The organism is Nocardia sp. NPDC020380 (assembly GCF_044386975.1).
In the GTDB taxonomy this organism is placed as follows: domain Bacteria; phylum Actinomycetota; class Actinomycetes; order Mycobacteriales; family Mycobacteriaceae; genus Nocardia.
Genome location: NZ_JBIRVQ010000012.1, coordinates 316,524 through 329,979, shown reverse-complemented (window position 1 = coordinate 329,979; position 13,456 = coordinate 316,524). Strand labels below are relative to the sequence as shown.

Below are 13,456 nucleotides of genomic sequence, written 5' to 3'. Positions count from 1 at the left end.
GGTCATCGGTCACGATCGACACGGCCCCGCGACCGGATGCAACCCGGTCCCATGCTCTTGGCAAAACGGTGGTCCCATCACCCTGGCAGGCGACACCGTATCGGAAGGATGATTGTCCATTCTGCAATCTCTCTCGATAGACCCATGACTATCCGTAGCGGGGGAACGCACCGTCGTGGCCGCCCCGCCGCACTCGGATATCACACTGAACCGAAAACCGGCCGCGCACTTGAACGAGCACGCCAACCAGATGGAACATTTCGGCCAGGCCACCATTCGCCGTCAGGCGCGCCCGTCGGCGGCCGCCCGATCGGCGGCCTTCCTCATGACTTGTCCTAGCAATCGCCGGGTGAGCCGAGCCGGTAGGCGGCGCATCACGCGTGGCATGAGACCGGGAATCACTTCGGCACGCCCGGACGCCAACCCGCGCAGAGCCTGTGCGACACAGTCGGATACGGGCATGGCCCCGGTCTCGGGCAGCGCGCGCCTGCGCTGCAGTTCGGTGGCGACGGCTCCTGGTGCCAGGACCGTGAGGGTGATGCCCCGAGCGGCGAGCTCGTCGTGTAAGCCACGGCCGAGGGTGTTCACGTATGCCTTGGCCGCCGTATGTGCGGCAAGCCAGGGCATCCCGTGCTCGGCGCCGGGGGAACCGAGCAGCACCACACCGCCTTTCCCGCGCCGCGCCATCCTTTCCCCGAACCGATGGGTGAGGACGAGGTGGCTGAATGCGTTGAGGTGCAACGATTCCACCGCGGCGCGCGAATCCCGGTCCAGGAAGCGTCCGGGAGCCAGGTCGCCGGCATTGGACACCAGCAACCCGACATCGAGGTCGGAGGTGGCTTCGGCCAGCCGGTCGGGCGCTGCCGGATCGGTGAGGTCGAGAGCAACGACCCGACACTGGATTTCGTAGTCTCGATGGAGTTCTTCGGCCAAGGTGGCGAGCATGTCGGTCCGGCGCGCGGCCAGCACGACATGCAGTCCGTTCGCGGCGAGCTGCCGGGCGAACTCGCGTCCGATGCCCGACGAGGCCCCGGTGACCACCGCCCACGGGCCGAAACGATCAGCCGAAAACCTCGGCGCCGTCAAAGACATCGTGAGTACGCCATGGTGTCGTCGGCCGGAAACAGGCGCTCGCCGGCGGGCGTGCCCGCCGCGTGGTAGAGGGCCTGCAGGTTGTCGCGGGCAAAGAATCGGTCGGCGTCGAGGCCGCCGCCGACCAGGTTGAAGAATTGCGTCAATCCCAGCTCGCTGCCGCCGGCGGCGCGGTATGCGGCCCGGTAGAGCCGAGGGACGTTCAGCTCGGAGATCGTGCAGGTGAAATCGAAGGTCGAGGCGGTGCGCTCGTCGCGGTGGCGCTCGTATTCGCGCACTGCCTCATCGATGGGTTGTTCGCCGGACAGGCCCGCATGCAGCTTGTCCGCGAGCAGTTCGGCGTAGACCAGTGCGTCGGAGATACCCCATCCGGTGAACGGATCCTTGTGGTAGCCGGCGTCGCCGACCAGTGCCCAGCCGGGGCCGGCGGAGCGGCGGTAATAGTTGTCCGGATACCGCATGACGCGGAATCGTTCGGCACGTCTGCCGGCATCGCGCAGTTGCTCACCGTACGCAGGCAGGATCTGATCGATCACTTGATGGAAGTTGCCTTCCACGTCGGCGCGGAATTCCGTGAACCGGTCGATGCGGCGCATCACGGTGACCAGGTGCTGATTGTCGTTGGTGGGCCAGGCGCCGAACCACTGCTGATCGTTTCCGGTCCGGTGCTGGAATTCCCAGTCCAGTCCGTCGTAGTAGTTGTAGGCGAAGAAGCCGGAGGCCGACACCACTCGATGGTATTCGGCGTCCACCAGATTGCCGACGGTGGAGTTGCGGCCGTCCGCGCCGACGACGAAGGACGCACGGAATTCCTGCTCGGCGCCGTCCACGAATTTGCCGCGGACGCCCGCGACCCGCCCGTCCTGCCGGATCAGGTCGCTGACGGCGAACCTCTCGATCACCTCGGCGCCGGCGGCACGCGCGGCGTCGATCAGCAGCGCGTCGAGCACGGTCCGGCGCGGAGCGAAAGTCTCGGTGATGCCGTCGATCTCGGCGAATCCGCGCAGCGCCGAGGAGAAATTCTGCCGACGTACCGCGGGCACGCCCGTGGACACCAGTTTGTCGAGCAGGCCCCAGTCGCGCATCCGGGCCAGGCCTGCTTGAACGATGTAGTGCGTGGAGATCGTATCGCTCGGAAATGCTTTCCGGTCGACCACCAATACCCGATACCCGCGGCGGGCGAGCAACATGGCCAATGGCGAACCAGCACAGCGCGCACCGACCACGATGACGTCGTACATAAGAAATCAACTCCTTCGTGTATTCGAACGTCACCCTCGGCTGTGCCGCCGCGGCCGAGTCAAGTTCCGGCTCTGCATGAGCCATGTCACATCCGGGTCTGCGAGTTCGGCACGCTGTCACCTGGGGCTTGACCGTGCCGCGGCGGCAGGCCCGACACTGGTGTTCGGAATTCGTAATCCGTTGGAGGTTGGGATAATTGAAGTGGCCCTTCACCGCGGCGACGGTGCTCATGCTGGCGGCGTCCCCCGGAATCAGCGGGTGCGCAGACCGCGCGACCAACGCATCGGAATCCTCCGCGCGATTGCAAACACTGCTGGATAGGTTGGTGCGCGAGGCCGAGGTTCCCGGAGCGCAATTGGTGCTCACCCGCGATGCTCATGATCTCCGGTTCACCAGCGGTGTCGCCGATATCGCTAGCAGAGCCGCTTTCCCCGAGACCGCTCAGGCGCGGATCGCAAGCAATACCAAGACTTTCGTCGCATCGGTCGTGCTGCAGCTGACCGCCGAACACCGCATCGAACTCGATGCCCCGGTGGCCCGGTATCTCCCCGGCGTCGTCACCGGCCCCGGCGGCGACGGCGATCGGGTGACGGTCCGAAACCTCTTGCAGCACAGCAGCGGCATTCCGGACTATCTCAACAGCATGGACCTCGACTCCGTCGAAACCCTCACCAGCCACCACTCGATCGACGACCTGATCCGGCTCGGACTGGATCAGCCTGCACTGTTCGCCCCTGGTACCCGATTCGACTACTCCAACACCAACTACCTGCTCGCCGGCCAACTGATCGAACGGGTCACCGGCACACCCGTCGATATCGAGGTGACCCGCCGGATCCTGAGCCCGCTGGGCCTGCGCGACACCTACTGGCCGCGCTACCCCGACGAGAGCGTCATCCGCGGTCCCCACCCACACGCCTACCTCGAAAAGAACGGCGCCCGTACCGATATCACCGACATCGACCCCAACGGCGGCCTGCCCGACGGCGCGATGCTCTCGACCGGCCATGACCTGAACCGGTTCTTCATGGCACTGCTGTCGGGCGCGGTCGTACCGCCGGCACAACTGGCCGAAATGCAGCGCACCATCGCCACCGGCGACCACCCACCCCTGGCGGACCAGGTCGGATTAGGGCTGTTCCGCAGTATCACCGCATCCGGAGTCGAAACCTGGGGCCATGGCGGGAGCATCCCCGGCTTCTACACCGCGGACACCGCCACCCACGACCGCGCGGTGACGATCATCCTGAATCAGGTTCCCGCAGAGTCGGCTCCGGACATCGACGACCTCATCGCCGATCTCGTGGACGAGATCATGCGCCCGTAGAGTCAGTACGTCGAGGCTGTCCGAGCACGGCGACTCGCGGGGTGAAGTTGGCAGGGAAATCGGCGCCGTCGAACACCTGGATACGTTCCGGGTCCAGCCGCAGCACCGAGAATCGCGGGCTGTCCGGACCGGTCGCGAATTGCCGCAGGTCGTACCCGAGCGGCGGTGGAGCGGTCATGAACAGATCCCATACGCGGTGTTTCACCGCGGCATCCTCCACCCAGGTCGCGACTGCCTCGCCTTGTACGACATGCTGGGCCGGGCTCCAATAGGAGAAGGCCACAACGGGATTGGCGGCCAGATGGCGGACCTTCACGGGCGTTTTACCGGTCACGATCCAACCGACCGGCCGGTGATCGTCCATCTCCCACAGCGGATGCAGGATCCGGGAGCGCGGACGGCCGTTGCTGTCCACCGACGTGATTGTGCACCAGACGATCTCGTGCGCGAACCGGAAGAAATCGTGTTCGATTGTGTCGAATGTCGCCGCCATGCGGCACCTCCTCGAATTGATCGGGTATTGATTCTCGACGCCGGTCAACTGTGCCCGGCGCCGGAATCCGCGGCCAGCAGGTCGGCGATGCGACCGAGTACATCGAGCTGAGCGGGGTTGTACAGCTCGGTCAAGGCCAGGCCGATCGTTTCCGTGGCGACGTGCGCGCCGTACGGTGCTCCGAGGGTGAAGTCCGTCAGATCCGAATTGCTCTCGCGCATCTCCCGGACCAGCCGCGCCAGACGCTGCGCCAGTTCGTGGCGGGTCCATTCGTCGGCATCGGCGGTCAACTCGCCGAATTCCTCGACCGCGTGGTGTGTGAAATAGGTTTCCAGCAGGTCGGCGTAGGCGTCGAGCAGCGCCGGGCCGACCACGCGACTCAGCACGACCCCGAGCGCGCGGTCGGCGTCGGACAGATCCACCTCGACCGCCGCCGTCGCGAGCCGGGGCGGCAGATCGGTGGGTGTGGCCCGGTTCAGCGTGAGGGACACTTCGGCGCGAATCCGTTGCAGCCGTTCGATGGCCGCGGCCAATTCACCGTCCAGGGTGCGCAGCGCTTGTTCGGGATGGTCGGTCATATCACCCATCTCGATGATCTGCCCCAGCGAGAAACCCAGCTCGGCAAGACGTTTGATCCGTAACACCCGCACCAAATGGGTCACGCCGTAACGCTTGTACCCATTGCTCCCCCGCTCGGGCTCGGCCAGCACGCCGACCTCGTGGTAGTACCGCACCGCCCGCACCGTGGTACCGGCGAGTCTCGCCAGCTGACGTGTACTCCAAGCCACAACCGTCTCTCCTTCGGAACGGATCCGGCGGCGCGACCGCACCGCATCCAGAACAGCCCACACCGTGCCGCGACGGCATTGTCAACTCGGTGTCCGAGCTGCGGCAGGTGTTCCCACGCCGGCGGGCCGACCGGAATACGTTGATGGGCAGGGTGTTTCCTCAGGGCCGGGCTCGCGGCGTTGGCGTGGGCCGGCGATCGCGGCGGTCAGGACAATTCCGAGCATGGTGGTCCGCCCGCGGCGATCTCCGACGACACCACAGGTGAGCTGCGGCTTCGGCATGCCGGACAGGTGGATGTCGGTCATGGGCGTAGTCCTCACAGCGGGGATTCGATCACTTGAGATAACACACGTAAGGCTACGTATGTAGCCTTACCTCTCGCAAGAGGTAACACCCGTAAGGTTTTCGATGTAATCTGACGCCTCGGCGGAAATGCGGCCACAGCGCCCGCCCACGCGCCGCTGCCCCGCGCTACATACCGCCCGAATCGGCGCGACCTCGATACTGCACGAGGTCTCGACCTCTTGAATGCCAACCGAGACGGTGCGGCAGCTCGGAAGGTCAATGCGCAGAACGTCTTCGAGGTGGGTTAATGTGGGCCGATCACGGCATTTCAGCCGTTCTTGAACATGGGGGTTCGATCTCGAGTCGCCTATCGATGAGGCGTGCGCCGTCATTCACGCTCAGAGGCAGGGCGATTGGAGTCATTGCCGTATTGCTGCTGGCGGCCTGCCAGATCGGAACAGCAGCAGCGGAACCGAATCCGGCTCCACCGATCATGCAGGTCGGTGTCACGACACTCCACCTGGTCGATACGAACCGCCCAGACCCGTGGGCGCCGAACACATCTCGTGAGCTCGTCGTCACGATCCACTACCCGGCCACTCACGCCGAGACCCGCCCAGTGTCCGATCGTGTGCTGCCCGGCATTTCGAGCACGGCGCTACCCGCCCGCGCACACGTAGATGCACAGGTCAACGCCACCGCCACCTCACTGCCGGTGCTGTTGTATTCACCGGCCGCCAGCTTCCGGCCTGCCCGCCGGGCTGGCCTCCGCACTGGACCTGACCCGGATCGGGATGTACGGCCACTCACTCACCCGTCCGGTTGTGTGAGGTGTTCCGTGCCGAATCCTTTTCTCCGCCTTTGTTCGCGGCATTGTGCAGCCCGGATTTCTGCGTTGCCGCTCAGCGGATCGGGCAATACAAGAAGTTGATCGCGCCGATGCGGCTCGGATTGTCGAATGTGGGCTCGGACCTTGTGGTCGAGTTGTCGTGGCTCGACGGCACGCCGCCACCGCCGACCTCCCTGGTGCTCACGGAGTTGCTCTTCTTCGTGCGGCTCATCCGCCTGGGCACCAGGGAGCCGGTGCATCCGATCGAGGTCACCACCACGACACTGCCGGAAGTGTTGGGGCCGTATGAGGAATACCTCGGCAGTCCGCTTCGGCATGGTCCCGCTCATCGGATCGTATTCGCCGGCGCCGATGCCGCCTTGCCGTTTCTCACTGCGAACGAATCGCTCTGGGCCGTGTTCGAACCTGAGTTGCGCCGCCGTCTCGCCGATCTCGAGGCGTCGGCGACGACCGCGGAACGAGTGCGCGCCGCGCTGTTGGAGGCCTTGCCGAGCGGATCGACTTCGATGGACACGATCGCTCGAAAGCTGATGCTCAGCAAGCGAACACTGCAGCGCCGGATCGAGGCGGAGGCCACCAGCTACCAGGAGATCCTCGACACCACCCGGCACGATCTGGCCCGGCATTACCTCGAGAACACCGAATTGCCGGTCGCCGAGATCTCGTTTCTCCTCGGCTTCAGTGAACCCAATTCGTTCTATCGAGCGTTTCGCGGATGGACCGGCACCACTCCGGACAAGCTCCGGCGCGGCTTGGCGCCGCTCCGGGCAGTGTGATGCTGCCCGCCGGTGAGCCGAAACGGGTTGCGGGTTCAGGAGATTGACACGTCAGGGTGCACTGCCGCGGTGCGGAGGGCTTCGGCCAGACGAGCGGCCGGGGCGGGCAACGGGCCCGGGAGGTGGGCCACGAGCATGCGCCGAGATTCGGTCGCCCCACCCCGGACGGGCAGCGCCCGGACGGCGGGCGGGAGAGACGGAACCATGAGGGCGGGGATGGTGGTGATGCCGAAACCGGCGGCCACCAGCTGGAGTTTGGCCAGCCAATCGCGGGCGGTGTGAGCGATTTCGGGGCGTTCGTCGATGCCGGGCCAGACACCCATGGTGGTGTCACCGGTCGAGCCGGCAATCCAGCGTTGACCGTGCAGATCGGCCACATCGATGTAGTCACCGCGAGCCAGCGGGTGCTCGGCGGGGACAGCCACCAGGAGAGTGCGTTCGGTCAAGATGTGCAGCTGAAGTGCAGGGGATTCGGTGTCGGGCGGGCGATAGGGCGGCACGGAGGAGAGCAAGGCCAGGTCGATCGTTCCGGCTCGCAGGGCGCGGACCAGGGCGGGCGTGCTGCCCTCGCGGGTGAGGACGGTGATACCCGGGTGGGTGCGACGCAGGTCGGAAAGGGCATGCGGCAGCAGGGAAGCGCCGGCGCTCGCGAACCAGCCCAGGCGGACGGTGGCGCATTCTTCGGGTATGCCCGCTAATTCCCTTGCGGTGGCATCGATTTGATCGATCACACTCGCGGCGCGGCGAGCCACCATCTGACCCGCCGGGGTGAGCCGCACACCGTCATGGCGCCGCTGCAGCAACGGCATACCCGCGGCCTTTTCCAACGCCGCGATCTGGCGGGACACCGCCGACTGGGTATAGCCCAGCGCGGTCGCGGCCGCAGTCAGAGTGCCGCGATCGGCGACTTCCCGAAATACGCGCAACGCAGTCAGCGACACACCACCGAAGGACATGACATTTACGCATACCACACCTGACCAACTCTCGTTGGTGACATGGCACGGAGCTACCATCGTGCCGTGGTCACCGTCCGAATTGCAGCGCATCTGAACCGAAACGGCTCTCCCCCACTCCTCGGTGGCGTTAACTCGATGAGCAGTACTGCCGAGGACGGGGGTGGCGTTCGCCGTGTTGGTCGGTCGTGAGGTCGAGCGTGATCTGCTCGTTGTCCATTGTCGATCTTCTTTCAGACGGAGGCTGCCGGCTCGCAGCGACTTCGAGGGTCGCAGGCGAGCAGGTGAGCGGTCGTCACCTGATTCCGGTGAACTACCGTGGCGGCGCCTCCGGACGCCGGGGTCACCCCTTGTTACGGTGTGCTGGAACGGGTTTCGGTCCAGTCGACCATGAGCCGGCGTTCGGCGAAGAACCATTCACCGTCGAGCTTGACGAATTCGTCGATGTAGCGGATCGAGGCGATCATGAGCGTGCGCTGCCCGGCGTCGTCGAAGGACAGGTGATGGGCCAGGCAGTAGCTTTCCCCGGTGCCGCGTCCGTCACCGTCGAGGGCGATGGTGCTCTGACCGTTGAAGTGGGTGGTGGTGGCGTAGGTGTTGAGGTTGTCGAAGACCGGCACGAGGGCCTCGCGGCCGTGCAGATCCTGGGTGGGCACCGAGGAGGTGGCGTCCATGTACACCACGAAGTGCGTGTCGGGGGTGAAGAGCGCGAGTTGCCCCTTGGCATCCCTGCGGTCGGCGCAGTGGGCGTAGGCATTGATCAATTCGCGAATCGCGAGGTGATCGGCGGCTTCGGCGGGCGAGATCGTCGAACGGGAGCTCATCGGTGTCCCTTTCGTGCCTGATCGAGCACTGTGTGACGGATAGTCAAAAGTAACCCGCGATGCGGCAGAACTGAACGATCGGGTTAGGAGGGGCGTACATGACCGGGATATCCGGACCGGGCCGAAGCGGGCCGATCGAGCGCCGCGAGCTGGTATCGGCGCTGGACCGAGCCGTGCGGCAGCGGATCACGATCATCTCGGCGCCCGCGGGCAGCGGGAAGACTTTGCCGAGGCGACCGGTGATCACCAGTGGATTCACACCGATCCGCAGCGCGCCGCGCACGGGCCCTTCCGCGGCACCATCGCGCACGGGTATCTCACGCTCTCGCTCGCGCCGGTCATCATCTCCGATGTACTCGAGATCCGTGAGCTCACCGCGGCATTGAACTACGGCCTGAACAAGGTGCGTTTCCCGGCGCCGGTGCCGGTGGGGTCGAAGATCCGGGCGGTGGTGACGCTGAATGCGGCGCAGCAGAAGACCTCCGGCGTGGAGGCGATGTTCGGGCTCACCTACGAGATCGACGGCGGCACGCGGCCGGCCTGTGTCGCCGACGTCGTGGTGCTCTACCCGTGAGCGCCCCGTTGCCCGCCGACGCTGTCGAGCAGCGGCTGATACCCGTACTGGGACAACAGATCCGGGTCGTGGTGCGGTGGGGTACCGGCGTGCCGCTGGTGCTGTGCAACGGGATCGGCGCCGCGTTGGAGGTGTTCGATCCGCTGCTTCCCGCACTGAATCCGGAGACCACGGTGGTGCGGTTCGACGTGCCCGGCAGCGGTGGTTCGCCGATTTCGCCGTTGCCGTACGGGTTTCCGTATCTCGCGGCGGTATTGCGAGGGGTGCTGCGCAAGCTGGGCATCCGCGGGCAGGTCGATGTGCTCGGCCTGTCCTGGGGTGGTGCGCTGGCTCAGCGGTTCGCCTTCCAATATCCGCTGCGGTGCCGGCGGCTGATCCTGGTCTCCACCGGCACCGGGGTCCTCATGGTGTCCGGGCATCCGCGGGCCTTGCTGAAAATGCTGACCCCGCGCCGATTCCTGGACCACCGCTATGCCGCCGGCATCGCCGGTGAACTCTACGGCGGCACCGTCCGCCACGATGCCGCCATTGTCGAGCAGCTGTTCGACCGGCAGCTGATGGCCGGGTCGCGCATCGGCTATCTGCATCAACTGCTGGCCGGTTCGGTGTGGACGAGTCTGTTCGCGCTGCCGCTCATCCGCCAGCGCACGCTGATCCTGGCCGGCACCGACGACCCGATCATTCCGGTCGCCAATGCCCGCATCATGGGCCGTCTGCTGCCGCACGCGACCGTGCACCTGCATGCGGGCGGCCACGTCGATCTGATCACCAATGCCCGGGAGCTGGCGCCGGTGATCGAAGCCTTCCGCACCGAGAGAAACGAACAGCCATGAGCCCTTCCGCCGCCATCGACAGCGCCGACTTCTACGCCCTCGAGGATCTGCTCGACGACGGCGAGCTCAAGATCCTGCACCGGGTGCGCGAATTCATGAAATCGGAGGTGGAGCCGATCATCAACAAGCACTGGCAGCGCGGCAGCTTCCCCTTCGAGATCGTGCCCGGCGTCCGCCAACTCGGCATCGCGGGCCTGCCGTATCGCGGATTCGGTTGCCCGGGAAGATCTTTCCTGCTCGACGGCATGGTCGCCATGGAATTGGCCCGCACCGACCCGTCCGTCGCCACCTTCGCCGGTGTGCACGGCGGACTGTCCATGGGCTCGATCTACCTGTGCGGCGACGACGCCCAGCGCGAACGGTTCCTCCCGGGCATGGCGCGCCTGGAGCAGATCGGCGCCTTCGGCCTGACCGAACCCGAAGTCGGCTCCGGCGCTTCCGGTGGCCTGCGCACCACCGCCCGCCGCGACGGCGACACCTGGATCCTCAATGGCAGCAAGAAATGGATCGGCAACGCCACCTTCGGCGATCTCACCATCATCTGGGCCAAAGACGAAGTCGACGGCCAGGTCAAAGGTTTCGTCGTAGCCAACAACACCCCCGGTTTCAGCACCGAGAAGCTCGAAGACAAGATCGCCCTGCGCGTGGTCCAGAACGCCACCATCACCCTCGACAATGTCCGAGTCCCCGAATCCGATCGCCTCCAACAGGCCAACTCCTTCCGCGACACCGCCGCCGTCCTGCGCATGACCCGCGCCGGCGTCGCCTGGATGGCAGTCGGCTGCGCCCGCGGCGCCTATGAGAACGCCCTCCAATACGCCCTGCAACGCGAACAATTCGGCCGCCCCATCGCCGGCTTCCAGCTGGTCCAAGACCTCCTGGTCCGCATGCTCGGCAACATCACCTCCTCCTGGGCCCTCTGCGCCCGCCTCTCCCAACTCCAGGACCAGGGCCGAGCCGAAGACCGCCACTCCTCCCTCGCCAAAGCCTGGTGCACCGTCCGCATGCGCGAAACCGTCGGCTGGGCCCGAGAACTCATGGGCGGCAACGGAATCCTCCTCGAACACAACGTAGGCCGCTTCGTAGCCGACGCCGAAGCCATCTACTCCTACGAAGGCACCCGCGAAATGAACACCCTCATAGTCGGCCGCGCCATCACCGGCCTGGGCGCCTTCGTCTGACCAGGCAAAGCGAGGAGAGTATGAACGGAGGGGGACAGCAGCATTGACAATCCGTGACATACTCTCCCAATCCGGGCATACCGCCACCCATGGCGTGCCCCTGTCGATGCGAGAGTTCATGTACGAAGACCCTGGACGCGCCCAGGCGAAGCAGTTTCTGAACGAACTACAGCAATACGCGCAGACCCTCATGCGGCGGCGACAGCAGCACGGCATGGGAGACCCTGGCCAGCGCTCGATCGACACCGAGCTAGCCGCCGTCAGCCGACAGATCGAACTCCTACTACGCCGAGTTCCGAACCTGAACATCCCAGCCGCCGGCTGAATCCGTTGCGACAATGAGCCCGCAGCCCCACAAGGGCTGGGGGCTCAATGTTTCCACCCCACCGCGCGATGGCGATCAGGCGCGATGCCGTCCGTGCAGACGATGACAGTTCGCCACCGGCACCCGGCGGAACGACCGGCCTTCAGCGGTGAACGCAAGCCCGCCCGGCATACGCCGCGCCTCCGAGCGATCATCACAGACGCCCCACCCCACGGCAGCCACGACGCCGATGCCGCAGAACACGACGACCACGAGCTGGATCAGCACAGACATTCGAAATCTCCAATCTCACTCGTATACAGCATCTTTCGTTTCGACTACTGGTAGTACCGGCCACGCGTCGAGAGAGTCCGCCGCCCACGATCGGTGATCTCCCATATCCCCCGCCCGCCTCGTCGCCGCCCCACGATCAGCCCGCGCGAGGACAGCTTCAATACCGCGCTACGCGTACGCCACATCGTCAGCTGCGCCGACTGCGCAATGGACTCCACACCGAGAATCCCGCCGGGAGCGAGGGACGCCAGCACCGCAACCTGTGCTTGATCGAGCCGGGTAGTGAGTGTCATGCACCGAGGATGCGTGCCGCTCGTTGCCGGGGTCCGCCGGTGCAGCGACTTGGGGAAAGTTGGAAGAAACGCCAGGTCGCGTTGTGCAACACGATTTATGATGGTGCATTCCGCAACAACACTCGAGCGCAACTTGCAACGGAGGCGAGCGGCGTGACCGATGAGGACGAGCCCGCGGAGACGGGTAGCACCCTGCCCCGCAGGCAGCTCGGCAGGTTTCTACGGGAGGCCCGAGATCGAGGCGGGCTGACCGTAGAACAGGCAGCCACGCTGATGGAGTGGAACAAGTCCACTCTCAGTCGGCTGGAACGCGGGCTAACCGAAAAAGTAAGAGTCCGCGATGTTTTGGGACTGTGCGACGTCTACGGACTCGACGACGAGCAGAGAGCCGCTGCGAAGGCGCTGGCCGAGCAGACGCCCGCCAAGTCATGGTGGCACGCCTACGCCGACCTGATTCCGGCGCACTCCAACCTTTTTGTCGGACTGGAGGCGAGCGCAAAGGCAATGACCATCTTTCAGCCGTTGATCGTCCCCGGACTGTTGCAAACCGCCGACTACGCCCGAGCGCTCGACCGAACCTACTTCTCTGCGGACACCGAATCGGAGCTTGATCGCCGCATAGAGTTGCGCACACAACGCCAGAATGTGATCTTGCGTCAACGCCACCCCGCCGAAGCCCTCATAGTCCTGCACGAAGCTGCCCTACGGACGGTCGTCGGTAGCCGTCGCGTGATGGCGGCCCAGTTGCGACACATTGCGAACCTCGGCACCCGGGAGAACGTCGAGGTACGCCTGTTGCCGTTCCGCGTGGGATTCCCGCTGGGTATGCCGCTGCCGCCCTTCATCATCTTTCAATTCGGGAAGGACGCCCGTGGAAAGCTGACGGAGCCGACCGTGGTATTCGCCGAAAGTTTCGCTGGCGCAATGTACTTTGAGCGCCCGACCGAGGTTCGGATGTACCGTGAGGCGTTCAGCAAGGTTCAGCACGCCACCCTGGACGCCCACCCAAGCAAGGACCTGATCCGCGAAATAGCAAGGGAGCATGACCGTGACCGTTGATCTGAGCCGGGCCAAGTGGTTCAAGTCCAGCCACAGCTCAGGCGGACAGGACTGCGTAGAGGTCGCCTTCCTCGAACGTGGCGTGGTCGGCGTCCGCGACTCGAAGAACCCCACCGGCCCAGCTCTGATCTTCACGCCGGGCCAGTGGGACACCTTTACGAGTAGCGTCAGCGCTGGAGAGTTCAACCGCCCCAGCTGATTTCATTAAGCCGACATGCGGGCGCCCAGCCGTCACGTTCAAGCCCAAACATAGCCTGCGGCACGGCCGCTCAGCGCTGGACTAC

16 protein-coding genes are annotated in these 13,456 nt (G+C 65.3%); 8 read left to right on the top strand and 8 right to left on the bottom strand.

The features are described from left to right. Positions 1-282: 282 nt before the first annotated feature. Together ACH438_RS32260 and ACH438_RS32255 are read right to left on the bottom strand one after the other, a co-directional pair. Positions 283-1,092 (bottom strand): SDR family NAD(P)-dependent oxidoreductase, encoded by an 810-nt coding sequence (locus ACH438_RS32260; RefSeq protein ID WP_397012099.1) that lies wholly within the window; start codon positions 1,090-1,092, stop codon positions 283-285. After that, complete coding sequence (locus tag ACH438_RS32255) at positions 1,083-2,333, bottom strand: NAD(P)/FAD-dependent oxidoreductase (protein WP_397012097.1); 1,251 nt, start codon at positions 2,331-2,333, stop codon at positions 1,083-1,085. Before ACH438_RS32255 ends, ACH438_RS32260 begins: the two co-directional genes overlap by 10 nt. Before the next feature lie 197 nt (positions 2,334-2,530). Here ACH438_RS32255 and ACH438_RS32250 point away from each other — a divergent pair, with 197 nt between their 5' ends. Then, positions 2,531-3,661, top strand: a complete 1,131-nt coding sequence (locus ACH438_RS32250) for a serine hydrolase domain-containing protein (protein WP_397012095.1) — start codon at positions 2,531-2,533, stop codon at positions 3,659-3,661. Here the strand turns inward: ACH438_RS32250 and ACH438_RS32245 are convergent. After that, positions 3,648-4,154 (bottom strand): pyridoxamine 5'-phosphate oxidase family protein, encoded by a 507-nt coding sequence (locus ACH438_RS32245; protein ID WP_397012093.1) that lies wholly within the window; start codon positions 4,152-4,154, stop codon positions 3,648-3,650. The genes ACH438_RS32250 and ACH438_RS32245 overlap by 14 nt on opposite strands. A gap of 44 nt (positions 4,155-4,198) precedes the next feature. Continuing rightward, positions 4,199-4,942, bottom strand: a complete 744-nt coding sequence (locus ACH438_RS32240) for a MerR family transcriptional regulator (protein ID WP_397012091.1) — start codon at positions 4,940-4,942, stop codon at positions 4,199-4,201. Between the two features lie 1,108 nt (positions 4,943-6,050). Here ACH438_RS32240 and ACH438_RS32235 point away from each other — a divergent pair. Continuing rightward, complete coding sequence (locus tag ACH438_RS32235) at positions 6,051-6,854, top strand: helix-turn-helix domain-containing protein (RefSeq protein ID WP_397012089.1); 804 nt, start codon at positions 6,051-6,053, stop codon at positions 6,852-6,854. A gap of 35 nt (positions 6,855-6,889) precedes the next feature. On the opposite strand, the gene ACH438_RS32230 is transcribed toward ACH438_RS32235, so the two are convergent. Beyond that, the gene (locus ACH438_RS32230; protein WP_397012087.1) at positions 6,890-7,810 is read right to left on the bottom strand and encodes a LysR family transcriptional regulator; all 921 of its coding nucleotides are present in this window, start codon (positions 7,808-7,810) and stop codon (positions 6,890-6,892) included. 353 nt (positions 7,811-8,163) lie between these two features. Beyond that, a complete protein-coding gene (locus ACH438_RS32225; protein ID WP_397012085.1) occupies positions 8,164-8,634 on the bottom strand; it encodes a nuclear transport factor 2 family protein in 471 nt (156 codons plus the stop codon). 154 nt (positions 8,635-8,788) lie between these two features. Here ACH438_RS32225 and ACH438_RS32220 point away from each other — a divergent pair, with 154 nt between their 5' ends. The 4 genes from ACH438_RS32220 to ACH438_RS32205 are packed head-to-tail and all read left to right on the top strand — an operon-like array spanning position 8,789 to position 11,547. Further along, positions 8,789-9,208 (top strand): MaoC family dehydratase, encoded by a 420-nt coding sequence (locus tag ACH438_RS32220; RefSeq protein WP_397012129.1) that lies wholly within the window; start codon positions 8,789-8,791, stop codon positions 9,206-9,208. After that, entirely contained in the window at positions 9,205-10,041 is an 837-nt protein-coding gene (locus ACH438_RS32215; RefSeq protein ID WP_397012083.1) for an alpha/beta fold hydrolase, read from the top strand. Before ACH438_RS32220 ends, ACH438_RS32215 begins: the two co-directional genes overlap by 4 nt. Then, entirely contained in the window at positions 10,038-11,222 is a 1,185-nt protein-coding gene (locus ACH438_RS32210) for an acyl-CoA dehydrogenase family protein (RefSeq protein WP_397012081.1), read from the top strand. Before ACH438_RS32215 ends, ACH438_RS32210 begins: the two co-directional genes overlap by 4 nt. Before the next feature lie 43 nt (positions 11,223-11,265). Beyond that, the gene (locus ACH438_RS32205; protein WP_397012079.1) at positions 11,266-11,547 is read left to right on the top strand and encodes a hypothetical protein; all 282 of its coding nucleotides are present in this window, start codon (positions 11,266-11,268) and stop codon (positions 11,545-11,547) included. A gap of 75 nt (positions 11,548-11,622) precedes the next feature. Here ACH438_RS32205 and ACH438_RS32200 read toward each other — a convergent pair whose 3' ends face one another. Both ACH438_RS32200 and ACH438_RS32195 read right to left on the bottom strand, forming a co-directional pair. Next, complete coding sequence (locus ACH438_RS32200; RefSeq protein WP_397012077.1) at positions 11,623-11,820, bottom strand: hypothetical protein; 198 nt, start codon at positions 11,818-11,820, stop codon at positions 11,623-11,625. 44 nt (positions 11,821-11,864) lie between these two features. Continuing rightward, positions 11,865-12,113, bottom strand: a complete 249-nt coding sequence (locus ACH438_RS32195) for a hypothetical protein (RefSeq protein WP_397012075.1) — start codon at positions 12,111-12,113, stop codon at positions 11,865-11,867. A gap of 39 nt (positions 12,114-12,152) precedes the next feature. On the opposite strand from ACH438_RS32195, the gene ACH438_RS32190 reads away from it, so the two are divergent. Further along, positions 12,153-13,172: a helix-turn-helix domain-containing protein gene (locus ACH438_RS32190; protein WP_397012073.1), complete on the top strand. Its 1,020-nt coding sequence runs from the start codon at positions 12,153-12,155 to the stop codon at positions 13,170-13,172. After that, positions 13,162-13,371, top strand: coding sequence for a DUF397 domain-containing protein (locus ACH438_RS32185; protein WP_397012127.1), 210 nt, complete (start codon positions 13,162-13,164; stop codon positions 13,369-13,371). Before ACH438_RS32190 ends, ACH438_RS32185 begins: the two co-directional genes overlap by 11 nt. Positions 13,372-13,456 lie beyond the last annotated feature (85 nt).

Excerpts from the sequence above, each read along its gene's own strand:
- ACH438_RS32260 (WP_397012099.1), bottom strand. The coding sequence starts at position 1,092 with ATGTCTTTGACGGCGCCGAGGTTTTCGGCTGATCGTTTCGGCCCGTGG.
- ACH438_RS32255 (WP_397012097.1), bottom strand. The coding sequence starts at position 2,333 with ATGTACGACGTCATCGTGGTCGGTGCGCGCTGTGCTGGTTCGCCATTG.
- ACH438_RS32245 (WP_397012093.1), bottom strand. The coding sequence starts at position 4,154 with ATGGCGGCGACATTCGACACAATCGAACACGATTTCTTCCGGTTCGCG.
- ACH438_RS32230 (WP_397012087.1), bottom strand. The coding sequence starts at position 7,810 with ATGTCCTTCGGTGGTGTGTCGCTGACTGCGTTGCGCGTATTTCGGGAA.
- ACH438_RS32225 (WP_397012085.1), bottom strand. The coding sequence starts at position 8,634 with ATGAGCTCCCGTTCGACGATCTCGCCCGCCGAAGCCGCCGATCACCTC.
- ACH438_RS32210 (WP_397012081.1), top strand. The coding sequence starts at position 10,038 with ATGAGCCCTTCCGCCGCCATCGACAGCGCCGACTTCTACGCCCTCGAG.
- ACH438_RS32200 (WP_397012077.1), bottom strand. The coding sequence starts at position 11,820 with ATGTCTGTGCTGATCCAGCTCGTGGTCGTCGTGTTCTGCGGCATCGGC.
- ACH438_RS32195 (WP_397012075.1), bottom strand. The coding sequence starts at position 12,113 with ATGACACTCACTACCCGGCTCGATCAAGCACAGGTTGCGGTGCTGGCG.